Raw genomic sequence first — 15,671 nt, 5'->3', positions numbered from 1 at the left:
GGGGAGCAGGGGAGCAGGGGAGCAAGGGAAAACTTATCAATCCAAAATCCAAAATCCAAAATCTAAAATCATCTCTGAGGTCAGTCGGAGGCTGGCCCCAAACATTGATCAAAAACTCAGCGATTTACCAGAAATAGGCTTTAAAAAAGCTGATAATTTAGCACGGCTTGGTTTACATACCGTCCGCGACTTGCTTTTTTACTATCCCCGTGACCATATTGATTATGCGCGTCAGGTGAATATCCGCGAGTTACAGGCGGGTGAGACGGTGACAATAGTAGCTACAGTGAAGCGTTGTAATTGCTTTACTAGCCCTAAAAATCAGAAATTATCAATTTTAGAACTGGTAGTCAAAGATAACAGTGGTCAAATCAAAATTGGCCGTTTTTACGCAGGTACGCGCTTTAGCAGTCGCGCTTGGCAAGAAAGTTTAAAACGCCGTTATCCAGTAGGTAGTATTCTGGCAGCGTGTGGGTTGGTGAAAGAAAGTAAATACGGCTTGACACTGGATAATCCAGAACTAGAGGTTTTGGCAAATCCAGGAGATTCGATTGAGTCGCTGAATATTGGGCGGGTAGTGCCAATTTATGGACTGACAGAAGGGGTGGTGGCGAATACAGTGCGACAGGCGGTAATAGCTGCTTTACCAGCTGCGGCTAACTTGAAAGACCCTCTGCCAAGTGGTTTGCGGCAAAAGTATGGTTTGATGGAATTGAAAGATGCGATCGCTAACATTCATTTTCCCAGCGATAGCGCCGCCTTACAAGTTGCCCGTCGTCGCCTAGTTTTTGATGAATTTTTCTATCTACAACTTGGGTTATTGCAACGTCAGCAGCAAGCAAAAGCGATTCAAACCAGCGCCATCCTAGTTCCACGCGGTCAACTTGTAGAGAAATTCCACGAAATACTGCCTTTTCAACTCACTGGCGCACAGCAAAGAGTTCTCAACGATATCCTCAACGATTTGCAAAAACCTGTACCAATGAATCGTTTGGTGCAAGGCGATGTCGGTTCTGGTAAAACAGTCGTCGCTGTGCTGGCTATCCTCGCAGCAATTCAATCTGGCTATCAAGCGGCGCTGATGGCTCCCACAGAAGTTTTGGCAGAACAACATTATCGCAAGTTAGTCAGCTGGTTTAACCTCTTGCATTTACCAGTGGAATTACTGACAGGTTCTACTAAAACTGCTAAACGAAGACAAATACATTCTCAGTTAGGAACTGGTGAATTACCTCTGTTAGTGGGAACCCACGCCTTAATTCAAGACCCCGTAAACTTCCATCAATTGGGATTAGTGGTGATTGATGAGCAGCATCGCTTTGGGGTAGAACAACGGGCGCGTTTGCAGCAAAAAGGTGAGCAACCTCATGTGTTGACTATGACAGCCACTCCCATTCCCCGAACCTTAGCACTGACGATACACGGGGATTTGGATGTGAGCCAGATTGATGAGTTACCACCAGGACGACAAAAGATTCAGACAACAGTATTGTCAGGTCAGCAACGCAACCATGCTTACGACCTCATCCGCCGAGAAATTGCTCAAGGTAGACAAGTTTATGTGGTTTTGCCCTTAGTAGAAGAATCAGAAAAACTGGATCTGCGATCGGCAACCGAGGAGCATCAAAAGTTACAAGAAAGCGTTTTTCCCGATTTTCAAGTTGGGCTACTGCACGGTCGTATGAGTTCAGCCGATAAGGATGAAGCGATAACCAAATTCCGCGATAATCAAACGCAGATTCTAGTTTCTACCACTGTTGTTGAGGTTGGCGTAGACGTACCTAATGCTACAGTAATGCTCATTGAAAATGCGGAACGATTTGGCTTATCGCAACTCCACCAACTGCGGGGGCGTGTCGGTCGTGGCGCGGCTCAGTCTTACTGTCTATTGATGAGCAGTTCTAGGAGTCCTGATGCTCAACAACGGTTGAAGGTGTTGGAACAATCTCAGGATGGCTTTTTCATTTCTGAGATGGATATGCGTTTTCGTGGGCCAGGGCAAGTACTAGGAACTCGTCAATCTGGAGTACCAGATTTTACCTTAGCGAGTTTGGTTGAGGATGAGGAAGTTTTACTTTTAGCGCGGCAAGCAGCAGAGAAAATAATAGAGATGGATGCAACTCTAGAGCGTTGGTATTTGATGAAAGAAGAGTTGAAATATCGATATGAACGGTTAATGGGTGGGGCGATTTTGACGTAAGTGACTGGATAAATACAAGTTGAATCGGTATTTAATCAGGATATTTGCTGCATTTTGGCATAGGCTTGGTAAACACCCTTCACGTTGTACCAGTTGAGAAAAATTCGAGCAATTTCTAAAGCTAATTGCGGTTTACCTAAATTAATTAGCCATTGCAATAATGGAGCCATTGTCCGTTCGTTCAGCGTACCGTTGAGTGAAAGAATTCCCCAAAGTAAGCGATGCAGCCAAGTCATTTGAATCATCATTCGCACTTCCCATGTGGGATGCTTTTGATAAAATAAAACTCCCATCCGTCCGCGTTGAATTTCTTGGTCAATCAATCGGGGAATTTGCTCTAAGTTAAATGGTGGATGCCAATGATATCCTACGGCTTCTGGACATTTAATTAGTGTCAAACCTAGTTTTTTTAGCCGCACACCCAATTCTAAATCTTCCCAGCCATAGAGTTGGAATCTAGTGTCAAAAAGTCCCGCTTTCTTTAGCCAATGTTTGGGGATTGCTACATTTCCCGTAGCAAAGAAAGCTGCTGAAAAATCTGTGACTTTATAGGGTTCAGCCGTTGGGTGATTGAAATTACAAGTATTAATAACTGCACCGTAAGTGAAAAAGCGATCGCTCCCCAATTTCTCCTTTCCTTGCACTAACGCCTCAGCGTGAGCTTGTAGGAAATTATCCAGCACCACTAAATCGCTATCAATAAAGATAATCGTATCTCCCAGCGCCTTTTCTACACCCAGATTCCGCGCCGCAGCTGGGCCAGCATGATCTTGCTGAAACCAACGCACATGGGGAAACTCTTCTTTGTGTGCTGCTAACCACTCCAGTGTCCCATCAGTTGAACCATCATCCACTAGGACAATCTCGTAATCAGTAACCGAACTTGGCTTACTTAATTCCTGCACCTCCAAGGCACGGAGGCATTTTTCTAAAATCGGTTGGCGATTATAAGTCGGTATCACAACGCTGAAAAACACAGTCTCACCCACAACACTATATATATCCATCTCCAGGATAGGACAGATACGATGCTGACACTGTTCCTTATCTGATTCTGGTTACGGAAATGGTCAATCTATTGATAATGCAATACTTGCTGGGTCTTAAAAAATAGGTATATAAGTTTACCATGTCTAAAATCGGAAAAATGTATTTTTGTATGACTGTTCAATATTATGTTGTTTTTACAGTTACAGGTATTTGTGCTTTTAAAGTTTATTTCCTCGTAAATAATGACAATTGATAAATTCAAATTAATCAATATATAACCTGATCTTAATCCTTGATATTTAAATTAATAAAAGTTTGATAATTTTCCTTTGAGTAATAAGGATCAAGCAGTCTTAATTTGCTATTCACTGCTATAGGAATCCTATTTAAGTTGTGAAATTAGTCGTGGAGGTAGGTAATAGTCAACAGATTTTTTTCACGAATAATTTAGGATTGCTATATTTATTGGCTGTTAGAAAAGTGTCAATTTCCAATAAATATCGAAGTAATTCATGTAAATATTTAAAGTTTTTATTTACCAAATTACTCATCTTATTGAGAGATGAACTGAATAGCAACCTCATAAGCCTTAAATGGAGAACAAAGAATGAAAGGACGCTCTCACCCTAAAAACAATTTGACCCTCAACCCATCTGGTAACGAGTCAATTCGTGATGTGATTGATCGCGTTAGTCTGAGTCGGCGGCGGTTCATCATGACGGCTGTGGGTACCTCAGTGCTAACTGTTCTGGGCGATGTTTCTATCGGTGGCTTTCTTCAAAGTGTTGATGCAGCACCGATTCCCAAGGGAACGGGATTTGCTGGCATAGGCTTTAAGAGTATCCCACCGAATCTACTCAACCCAGCTACAGGACTGCTTGAAAAGGATCTTGTCAGTGTTCCTGAAGGTTATACAGCCAAAGTGCTGATTGCTTGGGGAGATCCGATCGCACCTGGTGGCCCAACTTGGCTACCAGATGCCTCTCAGGATGCTGCTGCTCAAGAAAAGCAGTTTGGTATGCACAATGATGGAATGCACTACTTCCCTTTACAGCCAGGGAATGTTGTTGGTCGGACAGTAAGTTCACAAGCAAGATCACTTAGAGGCTTTTTAAATCAGCCTATCAATACTGGTCTGCTGTGTGTGAACCATGAATATACCCAGGAATCGATTTTGCATCCCGATGGTCTGGATGTAGTCACAATTGCCAAGGTACGGAAGTCTCAGGCTGCTCATGGTGTGTCTGTTGTGGAAATTTCCAAAAACGGCAATGAGTGGAGTTTCAATCGCAATTCGCCTTATGGTCGCCGCATTACTGGCAATACCGAGATGCGTGTATCGGGACCTGCGGCTGGCAATGCACTGTTAAAGTCAAAAAAGTTTTCAATTCAGCCAACTGGCTCTGTTGACACCGGGACGCTGAACGACGGCTACACCGCATACGGTACACTCAACAACTGCGCCAATGGCTACACTCCTTGGGGTACTTACTTGACCTGCGAAGAGAACTGGAACGGCTACTTTGCTAATCCCACACGAGATGTAGTTGCAATTGAAGGCATCGAAAAGTCCGATATCCTGGCAGGACAAAATCGGTACGGCGTTTCAACATCATCTAGCTATCGCTGGCCGGAGGTTGATCCACGCTTTGATGCCAGCACCAACCCACTCGAACCCCATTTATTCGGCTGGGTGGTTGAAATTGATCCCTACGATCCGCAAAGCAAACCAGTCAAGCGCACTGCCCTTGGTCGATTCAAGCACGAGAGCGCTCAGGTCGTTGTTGATGATAATAACCGTGTTGCTTTCTATCAGGGTGACGACGAGCGTAACGAGTATATCTACAAGTTCGTTTGTGCCCAACCTTTAAATCCCGGCAATCGTGCTGCTAACCGCGATTTGCTCGACAACGGTGTTCTGTACGTTGCCAAATTCAATGACAACGGTACTGGCGAGTGGATTCCTTTGGTCTACGGTCAGCGTGGTCTAACACCAGAGAACGGTTTCAGAAATCAGGCTGAAGTGCTTGTTAAGACAAGACAAGCTGGCGATCGCGTCGGCGCAACCATGATGGATCGCCCAGAGTGGGTAGCTGTGCGTCCTCGCATCGGCGGATATAAAGAGATTGAAGTCTACTGCACATTGACCAACAATAATCGTCGGGGCACAACTCCAGTTTCGTCGAACCAGCCAGACGGCACAACAGCAGCAGGCGGTGCGCGCCCTCCCGTGAATGCTTCAAACCCACGTCCTGATAACCGTTACGGTCACATCATTCGCTGGCGCGAAGATGGACGCAGCGTTACGGCTACAACTTTCAAGTGGGATATCTTTTTTGAAGCTGGGGACAAAACTAGACCCGAACCAAATCTTCAAGGCAACATTAAAGGTGACGACTTAAGTTCACCAGATGGTCTGTGGTTCGACGACTTCGGCCGCCTTTGGATTCAGACCGACCACTCAGGCGATGGTATCGGTGATTTGGTAAATATCGGTAGCAACACCATGTCCTGTGCTGACCCCAACACCAAACAAGTTAGGCGCTTCTTAACCAGCCCTACGGATTGTGAGGTAACTGGTGTGATCACTACACCTGATGGCAAAGCGATGTTTATCAATATCCAACACCCAGGCGATCGCGGAGATGCCTCGAATCCCACGATCGCCAGCAATTGGCCTAACAGTCAAGGTTATGGCCCATCAGGTCGCCCACGTTCATCAGTGGTAGTAATTACCCGTAATGACGGTGGCGTTGTTGGTGGTCTCTAAAGACGATAGCAACAGATTCATTTAGCGATCGCTCAGTATCTTAAATACTTTTAAATCACCTTAATCCTTGACTTTAAACACAGCCAAGGTAAGGTGATTTAGTTAATAGTAATAGTCAAGATTTTAATAAACAAATAAAATCCCCACTTATTAAGTGAGGATTATTTTAATCAAAATTTTATTTTAGTGATTGCGTACTATTAACCCACAAGTTTTGTTGTTCTCTTCTTGCGTTGCATCCACAATCCCATAACACCAGCAATAGCCGTACCACCAACAGCTAACGGCTCTGGCACTTTAGCGTAGCTTACAGTACCTACCTCTGTTGTATTTACTGATTGGTCAATCACATAAAATTTGTTTCCTCCTACATCTGGAGTATTTAGATCACCTCCGATCGCAAACTGGTCTGCAACAAAATAGCTTAGTCCTAGAACTTCGCCATTATTGAAGCTAGCTATAGGAAAGCTGTCAAAATCAGTATCATCTACTTCTGTATAGTTAGTACCTAAGTAGTTGAATGCAACTGCTAATCCATTCTCAACTCCCAATGTCTCAAGACCTGTATTGGTTAAAGTCGAGTCATCGTATTGAAAAGAGCCGAAATACTGACCGGGATTATTGCCAAATGTGGCATTCACAGTGAAACCGTAATTAACCAAGGCAGCTTGCACCGGTTTAGCCCCAATGGCAGCAACAGAGATGGTAGCTGCAATAGTAGCAATGCCAAGATTTTTAACTAATTTCATCAAAAAATACTCCAAAGTTAAAAAATGAATAGTTCTGTAATTTCACTTAAATAAACTTTGAACCACTGTGTACAGGTTAAGAAAAATCAAACAAAAGATTATTTTTATAAAATCTTTAAGCTTGTCACGTATATATAAATTTCCCGCGAAGTAAAAATTTAACTCATCCACTCAGTATCAAAAGGTTTCAAACCTCGGACTTTAGTCGTTGTGATTAACAACATTTTTATTACTGTCAAATTGCCATGAAATCACATGAAAATGATTCACCGAACGGTATTAGTAGTAAGTGAATATGCAAATCTGAAGTTTCTTGATGAAACTTTCATTCAAAAGTCCAAAATCATTTCATTACTGAAGCACTACAAACGCGCCTTGGCTTGGTTCATATCTGGTCTGGCTATGGCATTCAAGTTTAAAGATAGTTCTGGTACTTATACTGTGACTGGTGTTCGGGGCGTGATTGACCAAAGTCATATCTTCCAAGCCATGAAAACAAAACTGCGATCGCAACTCCGTGGAATTAATACACCGTTTCATTAGGAAAGACTATGCCTGCTCAAGCAGCAGCCCTAACTTATAATTTTTCTAATGATGATAAAACTCTCACCAAGGCGGCGGGAAGCCCACTTCTTCTCTACGAGACGCTGTGCGAACCAGGGGTGTCCGGGATAGCCCGCCCTGTCCCGTTAAGTGTTGACTGATGTCTGTTAACTGTCAACCGTCATCAGTCATCAGTCTTTCGTGTGCTCAAACCAAATTATCAAGAATAGCAGGGTGGGATTATCCACCCTGCAAATTTTTAACATAATAAAATCTAAAAGCTCAGATTCCCGATTTTTCTAAGAAGTTAGGGAATCTTGTTATTCACAAATGATTTAGGATTGCTACATCGTTTTATTGGCATTAGATAAGAGTTAACCGTAATGTCTAGGTTTGCAGTTAATTAACCTATTGGTTGTTGCATGAATAAAATATACATGGATTAGTTTAGATATAATAATGACTCATTGTTTGTTTTCCTAACTGGAGAAATTAATGGGTCGCGCCAAAAAGGTTGTCCTGGCATATTCTGGTGGAGTGGATACCTCCGTTTGCATCCCCTACCTCAAACAGGAGTGGGGTGTGGAAGAGGTGATTACCCTAGCAGCAGATTTAGGCCAGGGAGATGAATTAGAGCCAGTTCGAGAAAAAGCTCTGAAATCGGGTGCAAGTGAATCCCTAGTGGCGGATGTCAAAGACAGCTTCGTTAAAGATTACGCCTTTGGAGCAATTCAAGCCAACGCCCTTTATGAAAATCGTTATCCTCTAGGAACTGCCCTTGCTCGTCCACTGATTGCTAAAGTATTAGTAGAAACAGCCGAAAAATATGGTGCTGATGCGATCGCTCACGGTTGCACCGGCAAAGGTAACGATCAGGTTCGCTTTGATGTCTCAGTTACCGCTCTCAACCCAAACCTGAAGATCCTCGCACCAGCCAGAGAGTGGGGAATGAGTCGTGAGGAAACAATCGCCTATGGTGAAAAGTTTGGTATCCCCTCACCAGTCAAAAAATCTTCTCCCTATAGTATTGACAAGAATTTGCTCGGTCGTAGTATTGAAGCTGGTTTACTCGAAGATCCGTCATTTGAGCCACCAGAAGAAATTTATGAAATGACCAAAGCGATCGCTGATACTCCCAATGAGCCAGAGTACATCGAAATTGGTTTCCACGGTGGTATTCCGACAACCCTCGACGGTATAGCCAAAAAGCCAGTTGAACTAATTGAAGAACTCAATCAGGTGGTAGGAAATCACGGGATAGGGCGGATCGATATGATTGAAAACCGTCTGGTGGGCATCAAATCGCGGGAAATCTACGAATCACCCGCGATGTTAGTGCTAATTCAGGCACATAGGGATTTAGAAAGCTTGACTTTGACGGCAGATGTCACCCATTACAAGCGTGGGATTGAAGAAACTTACAGTCAAATCGTTTACAACGGTTTGTGGTACAGTCCACTCAAAGTTGCACTCGATGCCTTTATTCAAAAGACACAAGAGCGAGTCTCTGGAACTGTGCGAGTGAAGTTGTTCAAAGGCAACTCTACGATAGTTGGGCGTTCGAGCGATAATTCCCTCTACACCCCCGATTTGGCAACCTACGGAGCCGAAGACCAATTTGACCACAAAGCGGCTGAAGGCTTTATTTACGTTTGGGGGCTACCAACTCGCATTTGGTCGCGGCACACTAAAAGTTAAAAGTTAAAAGTTAGGAGTTAGGAGTTAGGAGTTAAAAAAGCGAAATACAAAAGTGAAAGTTCAAAAAATAACTTTTTACTTTATTCCTGACTCCTCACTCCTCACTCTTCACTACTCACTTCCTTAACTTGGCGAGACTCTAGCCAGAGAGGCACAATAATTAAGGCTGCCAAGATCAGTAATGCTGCGATCGCAAATTGACCTACCCAAGCAACCAATTGTTCTAAAGAGACAATTTTGCCAGCAAAAAAAGCTAATGTCACCATCAAACTAGCCCAAGCAACTGCTCCTAACAAGTTGTATAAAAAGAATTTTGCAAAGGGCATTTCGGCTATACCAGCTAGTGGTGCAGCAAAAACTCGCAACAATGCCAGAAAACGTCCAAAAAATACCGCTTTAGCAGAATTTTGACTAAATTGTTCTTTAATAGTCAGCAGCCGCACTTCAGAAATCCGAAATATGCTACCAACTTTTACCAGAAAAGGCCAACCGCTAACTCTACCAATCCAATAGCCACAAGTGCCGCCAATTACAGCACCCATAATTGCGTCACCGAGAACCAGCCAGAAATTCAGTTCATCACTGCCAGCTAGAAACCCACCTACTAAGGTCACGGTTTCACCAGGAAGGGGAATGCCTAAATTTTCTAGCAAAATTCCGAAAAAAATTGCCCAATACCCGTATGTATGGGCGACTTCCTGGATATTTTCTAGTGAAATCAGCTCTAAGGACATCCCGCACCGCCGCCTTTACAAATTTTTACTTTTACTATATCTTTGCTTGTTTTTGGGTGGGGTGTCAATCAAACCGCTACATTAAGTCATTAAGTCATTAGCTTAATTCTGAATAAGCCATAGATTTTAGTCTATAGTAACTATTAATTTTTGACTATCATTAGCTATGCATTTTTTTAATGCCTATACCACAGATTTATATTTTATTTGGATAAATTAAAGATTTTATAAAAAATTTATATTTATCCAGATAAATTATAAAAATCTTGTAAAAGATACGGTTGATACCGAATTTGTTAGGCGATTATGCCTATATTGATGAAAGTTAACACAAATTATACGACATGAATACTGAAATAATCTCTCTCAACTGCATCACTGCAATTGCCCAAATATCGGGGTAAAACAGTGATTTTGCCGTTGAAAGAGAAGAGTATTGATGTCTTTTTCAATTTTTTGTCCAGTGTTCCAACTACCCTATTAAATTCATGGCTCTCACACAACAACTTCAAGTGATTTTGTTTAAACCCCAAGGAAGCATAGATTTGGAAGGCGGTAAGGCTTTGAGTGAACAGATGGCTGGAGTAGTACCCCAAGCTCATCAACTCTGGGTTATCGACCTAGCAGAAGTTAATTTCATGGACAGTTCTGGGTTAGTCCCTTTAGTAAAAGGGTTGAAAGCTGCACGTCAAAGCGGTTGCCGTTTGGTTCTATGCAACGTACAAGCTCCTGTACGGTTAATTTTGGAACTTACCCAACTAGATTCAGTGTTTGAAATTTTTCCCACTTATGAAGACATTTTTACCACCGTCAAAGATAACAGTCTGGTGCTAGCAGGCTAAGTAATAAATCTACCTATAGATGGATGCTGTAGTCAAGCAATATTTGAATTTTTTCATATTCTCAAAGATAACAGTCTGGTGCTAGCAGGCTGATTTTCTTTATTGTCCAGAGAAGAATGTTGAGGAAAACTCATGGCTTTGAGGTTAGGTAATATCAATGGCACATGAATATATCTGCTTATTGGAAGCCATCTACCTAAAGCAGTAAAGTATGAAATTACCAAAATCGGTCAAAACAATGCAGTTCTTTGTGACACTCCCCAACTTCTGAAAGACAGGGCTGTTCAAATTACCTGAAGTTAATTGTTCTATATCCGACGTAACTAGTGCAAGGAAGCAGGAGGTAAGAAAGGTTAGAATGTCAGCCTTTGCGTTATTTCTAACTCTATAGTTATTTTTGCCTTGGTGTACTAGTCGAATGGCTGCAAGAGCCTTTGCCGCGCCAATTTCTTACCTCTTTGATTCCACCATAATGATAAAATTAGGCATTCTGGGGAGTCGAAATGTTAGTTTCTTCAGATGCTGGACGGGGAAAATTTGGCAAATCAATGCAGCTGTGACTAGCATTGCGAGTTTTGAGTGCTAAACGGTAACTCACACTTTGCAGTTCTGCTTGTAGTTGGCGATTTTCCCGTTGTAGCATTGCTACCTTTTCTCTCACTGGCGTCATCCGCTCCTCAAACTTCCGACGGTAAATTTGAGGCAACTCTTGTACTACTTGCTCCAACATCCGAGTGCGATCGGTGAGTTCTTGGACTGACTGTCGCAATTGATAAATTTCGGAGTCACGAGTTGTAATTTGCTCTTGGTAAAACGCTACCTGCTGCTCCACAGCTTGGAGTTGTTCTTGCAAAGCCTGTAACTGGGTCAGATCGCGCTCAAGATCCGGCTGTTGGGGTATAAAACTAGTGTTACCCTTTACCAGCCGGAAGAGTTCTTGAGATAGCTGTTGCACTAATTGATCACGAAGTTGCAACTCTTGGCGTAGCTGCGATACTTCCGTAGAAAGAACTTGAATATTGGGTGTATCAGATTGGCTCACAGTAGCTTACAGCTCCCATTCAGAATCTTGTCCACTCTTAGGTATAACTGCGGGAGTACTACCTTTGGCAAGTATTTGTTAATTTAGCATTCCCAAGCAAGTCACGAAAAAAGAAAAAAACAAAATTTTATTGAATGGGATTGGGCATTGAGCATGGGGCATTGGGTACTAGGAAAACACTTCCCTATCCCCTATTGCCTGATCATTAGACCGTTGCTGTTACTTTAGTGGGTTTTTCTTTTTCTTCTTTAGGGGGTTTTTCCTCTTCAATTTCCTGCTTAACTGTCAAATAGCGAATCACTTCTTCACTCAAGCGCATGGCGCGTTCAAAGGGGGCGATCGCAGTTGCAGGCGCAGTGTAGTTTAATTGGATGTAGATGCCATCGCGGTGTTTTTTGATTTCATAAGCCAGACGACGCTTACCACGATTTTGAATTTGGATATCCTCAGCGCCTTGTTCGCGAAGCAAATTCTGATATTTAGTTATTGCTTGCTCTGCCTGTTCGTCTCCCAGGTCAGGACGGAGAATGTACATTGTTTCGTAACTTGTAGTCATATTTTTCAGTCTCCTCATGGACAAACGTGGCTGCTGATATTAATTGATACCTAATTTTAATTCAAAATTTCAGTATTAATCAACATCTGAAGCAACAAGGAACTATAATCTTACCAGTTTTCAATTTGAATCATTGCTAATCCGCCAAAGTTTGGATTTTTTAGATGTCCCTAATGAAAACTAGGTCGGCTCCCGACCTCCAGATTTTTTTAGCGAGTAAGAATCCAGCTTTTGGCGATCGCTAGCAAATTGCTCAAGCTATCAGCTTCGCCAACGGGTATCTTGTCCTAAGGGTATCTATAGCGATCGCTTTCAGGCTGAAGGCTCAATCGGCTCGCTAAAAAGCTAACTGAGGATTGCTACCCGCTCACAGCAACAAAAAAGCAGATAAAAGGATATTCATCAAGGTTATGGCGCAGCGCTATGTGCGAATTCAAAATCAAGAAGGACAGATTTACTATGGGTTACTACAACTATCCCTCAATGTGCAGGTGCTAGATGCTCCGCCCTGGTTACAAGGACAACCCACTGATTTAACTTTGACACCAGAAGATTACCAAATTCTGGCTCCTTGCGCTCCCTCAAAAATTGTGGCGGTGGGTAAGAATTATGCAGACCATGCAGCCGAAATGGGAACTCCAGTCCCTTCTGAGCCACTAATCTTTCTCAAGCCACCCACATCGATCATTCCATCTGAGAGGGAAATTAAGTATCCTCCCCAGTCGCAAAGAGTTGACTATGAAGGAGAGTTAGCATTAGTGATTGGCGATTACGCCTTTGAATGTACACCAGAGGTAGCCCAAACAAAAATTTGGGGCTACACCATTGCCAATGACGTAACAGCGCGAGATTTACAAAAACGGGATGGTCAATGGACGCGAGCCAAAGGTTTTGATACTTTCTGTCCCTTGGGCCCTTGGATTGTGCGGGAATTAAATCCAGGAGCGAGATTGCAGACTTTTGTGAATGATGACACTAATCCAGTCCAATCTGCCTGTATCGATCAGATGGTGTTTTCCCCAGATGTTCTAGTTTCCTATATCAGTCAGATTATGACGCTACTACCCGGTGATTTGGTGCTTACAGGTACACCGGAGGGTGTAAGTCCATTGCATCCAGGCGATCGCGTCCGCGTAGAAATTGAAGGTATTGGTCGCCTGGAAAACACCGTAGTCGCCCGTTAACTAATAGCGTACTTGTACGCTGTATTTTGGTACAGGGGATAGGGTGTTAGTTACTAGCGTACCTGCATATACACGGCATCAGAAATCGCCGGAATTTCTGCATAACGCCCGCTCAATGACTGGATGACTGAATATGCAACTGCTACCACTATGCCTAGAAAAATGGTTGTGGATAAGGTTTGGATTGCAAAACCACCAGAGGGAACTAGTCCAACAACATCAGTCAGGATGCCAAACAAAAAGATAATGATGTCCAAAAGGATTGCCTGCATGGTGTTGAAACGAATGAAGTGACTGATTTTTTCATTTCTTACCACCAATAGGAATAAGGCAAAGAAAATAATCACTCCTGCATAGCGCACACTTCTGTAAAATGACCATAAAATCAGAATCGGTGCAAAAACGATTGCTAGGGGAGGAAACTGCTGTAATAGAAAAAGGCCAAAAGTTACTGCCTCAACCATCGGTAGCAAATAGGGCAAGCAAGCAAAAATCCGATCTGAAACTGTTGTAGACCCGCGCCAAGACATTATGCGTTCTCCTGTGGTTAAATTTCTATAGTTACTTGAGCTTAGGATAACGCAGTTGCTTGGTCTTGCTGGCAAATTCAACTATTCTATATGGGCGATGCGAAAACCCATCATACACTCATACTGGTCTGGCTGCTGTTGAGTAAGTTTGCGAATGGCTTGACCACAGCGCAGTTGACCCCCACGCCACCGGGGTTGACCACTCCTATCAGCGAGTAAACAAGACTGGCAAACTTGCTCAGGGGCAAGGATTTGCTCGTCCATTAAAATGACTAGCATCGAAATCCCTCCTGTAAATCCTCATTGTCACCCACATGTCACTCAGGTGAGGATAAGCTTTGTAGCAGTTCAAAGAACCGCTTCAGGTAGGTTGGGCGCGTGCTACGCGGTTAAGTGTTGTGATTTGCGATGGCGTTTTACGCCCGCCGTAGGCGATCGCAGAGGACACTTAAGAGCCACATCCTACCTCCCTCTTTTTAGCAAAAATGTGGGCAATCACAATTTAATAAAAATTGTCAAGTGAATCTTAATTTATTGTATGTTGTGTCTATTGCAAATAGACATTTTAGTAAAAAATAATACAAAAATAGTTGAGCAGTGACAGCTAACAGTATTTATTCCATCCCTGTTAATTTAGCACTGGAGAGGATCAAACTTAATATTCGGGAAACAACAAAAGCTTTATGCACAAGTAACACAGTGATCTATTGACATTTCCTTGATGCGGCTAGTTAAAGTGCCAAAAGTCAAGTAAGTAAAACTGAGTTAACTAGATAGCCATTTAAGGGATGCATTTACAAAATACTGGAGTAAACTTGCAAGCAAGTTAATACACAATATTACTCAGCGGCTCGTCGGTCTGGGCATCACTCACAATGGAACACTGGCAATTTCTGATACAGAAACAAGGCGCTCGCTCGTGGCATATCCTAGAATCGCCAAATTTGGAACTTTTGGAAGGACAGTATAGAGTTTTGGCTCGTTCTAACCTTCCTAATACAGACGTTGAAGTGCGGGTAACTCACTCTTCAACCCAGCAAGTTCAACCAAGGTGGAAAATTTTCAAGCGATCGCGTCGCACTAATTCAGAAGGCTTAATGGCGGTCATTCCCTTTACATACTTCGAGCCGGGAGTTTGGGAGTTGCGCTGTACCGGCGATTTAATGTCGGATCTGCTCGGTAAATCTTGGCAATACAGTGTCCAACTACAAGTATTGTGCCAGGAAGTAGAGGAAGAGCAAGGGGAGAATGTAGAGTCAAATTCACCTGCTCACTCAGATACTGTTTCTGAAAACTTGGAATGTACTACCCTAGCAGAACAAGCAATTACTACACACAGCAGCCCTGTTACCATTGTTGTGCTAGATGAAGGGAATTTGGAAGCTAGTGCCCCAACAGAACCCGCAATTAAACTAGATAAAGCGATCGCTGTTTCCACAGAATCGGCAATTGCTACACACAGCAACCCCGTTACCATTGTTGTGCCGAATGAAGGGAACTTGGAAACTAGTGCCCCAACAGAACCCGCAATTACGCTAGATAAAGCGATCGCTGTTTCCACAGAATCGGCAATTGCTACACACAGCAGCCCTGTTACCATTGTTGTGCTAGATGAAGGGAATTTGGAAGCTAGTGCCCCAACAGAACCCGCAATTAAACTAGATAAAGCGATCGCTGTTTCCACAGAATCGGCAATTGCTACACACAGCAACCCCGTTACCATTGTTGTGCCGAATGAAGGGAACTTGGAAACTAGTGCCCCAACAGAACCCGCAATTACGCTAGATAAAGCGATCGCTGTTTCCACAGAATCGGCAATTGCTACACACAGCA

At 43.1% G+C, this 15,671-nt stretch carries 14 protein-coding genes and 1 pseudogene; 8 read left to right on the top strand and 7 right to left on the bottom strand.

The window, feature by feature from the left end:
• Positions 1–2,200: ATP-dependent DNA helicase RecG (gene recG, locus F8R90_RS02045; protein ID WP_196509131.1), on the top strand; the 2,200-nt coding region annotated here is incomplete at its 5' end.
• A gap of 35 nt (positions 2,201–2,235) precedes the next feature.
• On the opposite strand, the gene F8R90_RS02040 is transcribed toward recG, so the two are convergent.
• Entirely contained in the window at positions 2,236–3,207 is a 972-nt protein-coding gene (locus F8R90_RS02040) for a glycosyltransferase family 2 protein (RefSeq protein ID WP_196509128.1), read from the bottom strand.
• Positions 3,208–3,797: 590 nt separating this feature from the next.
• Here F8R90_RS02040 and F8R90_RS02035 point away from each other — a divergent pair.
• The gene (locus F8R90_RS02035; RefSeq protein ID WP_196509125.1) at positions 3,798–5,960 is read left to right on the top strand and encodes a PhoX family protein; all 2,163 of its coding nucleotides are present in this window, start codon (positions 3,798–3,800) and stop codon (positions 5,958–5,960) included.
• A 200-nt stretch (positions 5,961–6,160) separates the two neighbouring features.
• On the opposite strand, the gene F8R90_RS02030 is transcribed toward F8R90_RS02035, so the two are convergent.
• Positions 6,161–6,709: a PEP-CTERM sorting domain-containing protein gene (locus tag F8R90_RS02030; protein ID WP_196509123.1), complete on the bottom strand. Its 549-nt coding sequence runs from the start codon at positions 6,707–6,709 to the stop codon at positions 6,161–6,163.
• Positions 6,710–6,970: 261 nt separating this feature from the next.
• On the opposite strand from F8R90_RS02030, the gene F8R90_RS02025 reads away from it, so the two are divergent.
• The 3 genes from F8R90_RS02025 (at position 6,971) to F8R90_RS02015 (ending at position 8,950) form a co-directional block, all read left to right on the top strand.
• Complete coding sequence (locus F8R90_RS02025) at positions 6,971–7,252, top strand: hypothetical protein (protein ID WP_196509134.1); 282 nt, start codon at positions 6,971–6,973, stop codon at positions 7,250–7,252.
• 8 nt (positions 7,253–7,260) lie between these two features.
• Positions 7,261–7,413, top strand: coding sequence for a hypothetical protein (locus F8R90_RS02020; protein ID WP_196509120.1), 153 nt, complete (start codon positions 7,261–7,263; stop codon positions 7,411–7,413).
• Between the two features lie 334 nt (positions 7,414–7,747).
• Positions 7,748–8,950 (top strand): argininosuccinate synthase, encoded by a 1,203-nt coding sequence (locus tag F8R90_RS02015; RefSeq protein ID WP_196509117.1) that lies wholly within the window; start codon positions 7,748–7,750, stop codon positions 8,948–8,950.
• A gap of 101 nt (positions 8,951–9,051) precedes the next feature.
• Here the strand turns inward: F8R90_RS02015 and F8R90_RS02010 are convergent, their stop codons facing one another.
• On the bottom strand, positions 9,052–9,684 hold the full coding sequence (locus F8R90_RS02010; protein WP_196509115.1) for a DedA family protein: 633 nt from the start codon (positions 9,682–9,684) through the stop codon (positions 9,052–9,054).
• A 488-nt stretch (positions 9,685–10,172) separates the two neighbouring features.
• On the opposite strand from F8R90_RS02010, the gene F8R90_RS02005 reads away from it, so the two are divergent.
• Entirely contained in the window at positions 10,173–10,526 is a 354-nt protein-coding gene (locus F8R90_RS02005; RefSeq protein ID WP_196509112.1) for an STAS domain-containing protein, read from the top strand.
• 481 nt (positions 10,527–11,007) lie between these two features.
• Here F8R90_RS02005 and F8R90_RS02000 read toward each other — a convergent pair whose 3' ends face one another.
• A complete protein-coding gene (locus tag F8R90_RS02000; RefSeq protein ID WP_196509109.1) occupies positions 11,008–11,568 on the bottom strand; it encodes an Npun_F5560 family protein in 561 nt (186 codons plus the stop codon).
• A 205-nt stretch (positions 11,569–11,773) separates the two neighbouring features.
• Complete coding sequence (rpsF, locus tag F8R90_RS01995; protein WP_190895291.1) at positions 11,774–12,124, bottom strand: 30S ribosomal protein S6; 351 nt, start codon at positions 12,122–12,124, stop codon at positions 11,774–11,776.
• A 410-nt stretch (positions 12,125–12,534) separates the two neighbouring features.
• On the opposite strand from rpsF, the gene F8R90_RS01990 reads away from it, so the two are divergent.
• Positions 12,535–13,308: a fumarylacetoacetate hydrolase family protein gene (locus F8R90_RS01990; protein ID WP_190895290.1), complete on the top strand. Its 774-nt coding sequence runs from the start codon at positions 12,535–12,537 to the stop codon at positions 13,306–13,308.
• A 53-nt stretch (positions 13,309–13,361) separates the two neighbouring features.
• Here the strand turns inward: F8R90_RS01990 and F8R90_RS01985 are convergent, their stop codons facing one another.
• The gene (locus F8R90_RS01985) at positions 13,362–13,838 is read right to left on the bottom strand and encodes a Tic20 family protein (RefSeq protein ID WP_196509107.1); all 477 of its coding nucleotides are present in this window, start codon (positions 13,836–13,838) and stop codon (positions 13,362–13,364) included.
• Between the two features lie 81 nt (positions 13,839–13,919).
• Positions 13,920–14,117: a hypothetical protein gene (locus F8R90_RS01980; RefSeq protein ID WP_190895288.1), complete on the bottom strand. Its 198-nt coding sequence runs from the start codon at positions 14,115–14,117 to the stop codon at positions 13,920–13,922.
• 596 nt (positions 14,118–14,713) lie between these two features.
• Between F8R90_RS01980 and F8R90_RS32600 the strand changes: the two are divergent.
• Positions 14,714–15,671 (top strand): annotated as a pseudogene (locus F8R90_RS32600) (hypothetical protein); the annotation flags it as partial.

It is taken from the genome of Nostoc sp. NZL, from assembly GCF_015714705.1.
Taxonomy (GTDB): domain Bacteria; phylum Cyanobacteriota; class Cyanobacteriia; order Cyanobacteriales; family Nostocaceae; genus Nostoc; species Nostoc foliaceum_A.
Note: the sequence above shows the minus strand (reverse complement) of the source record. Positions and strands in the feature narration are given on the sequence as shown.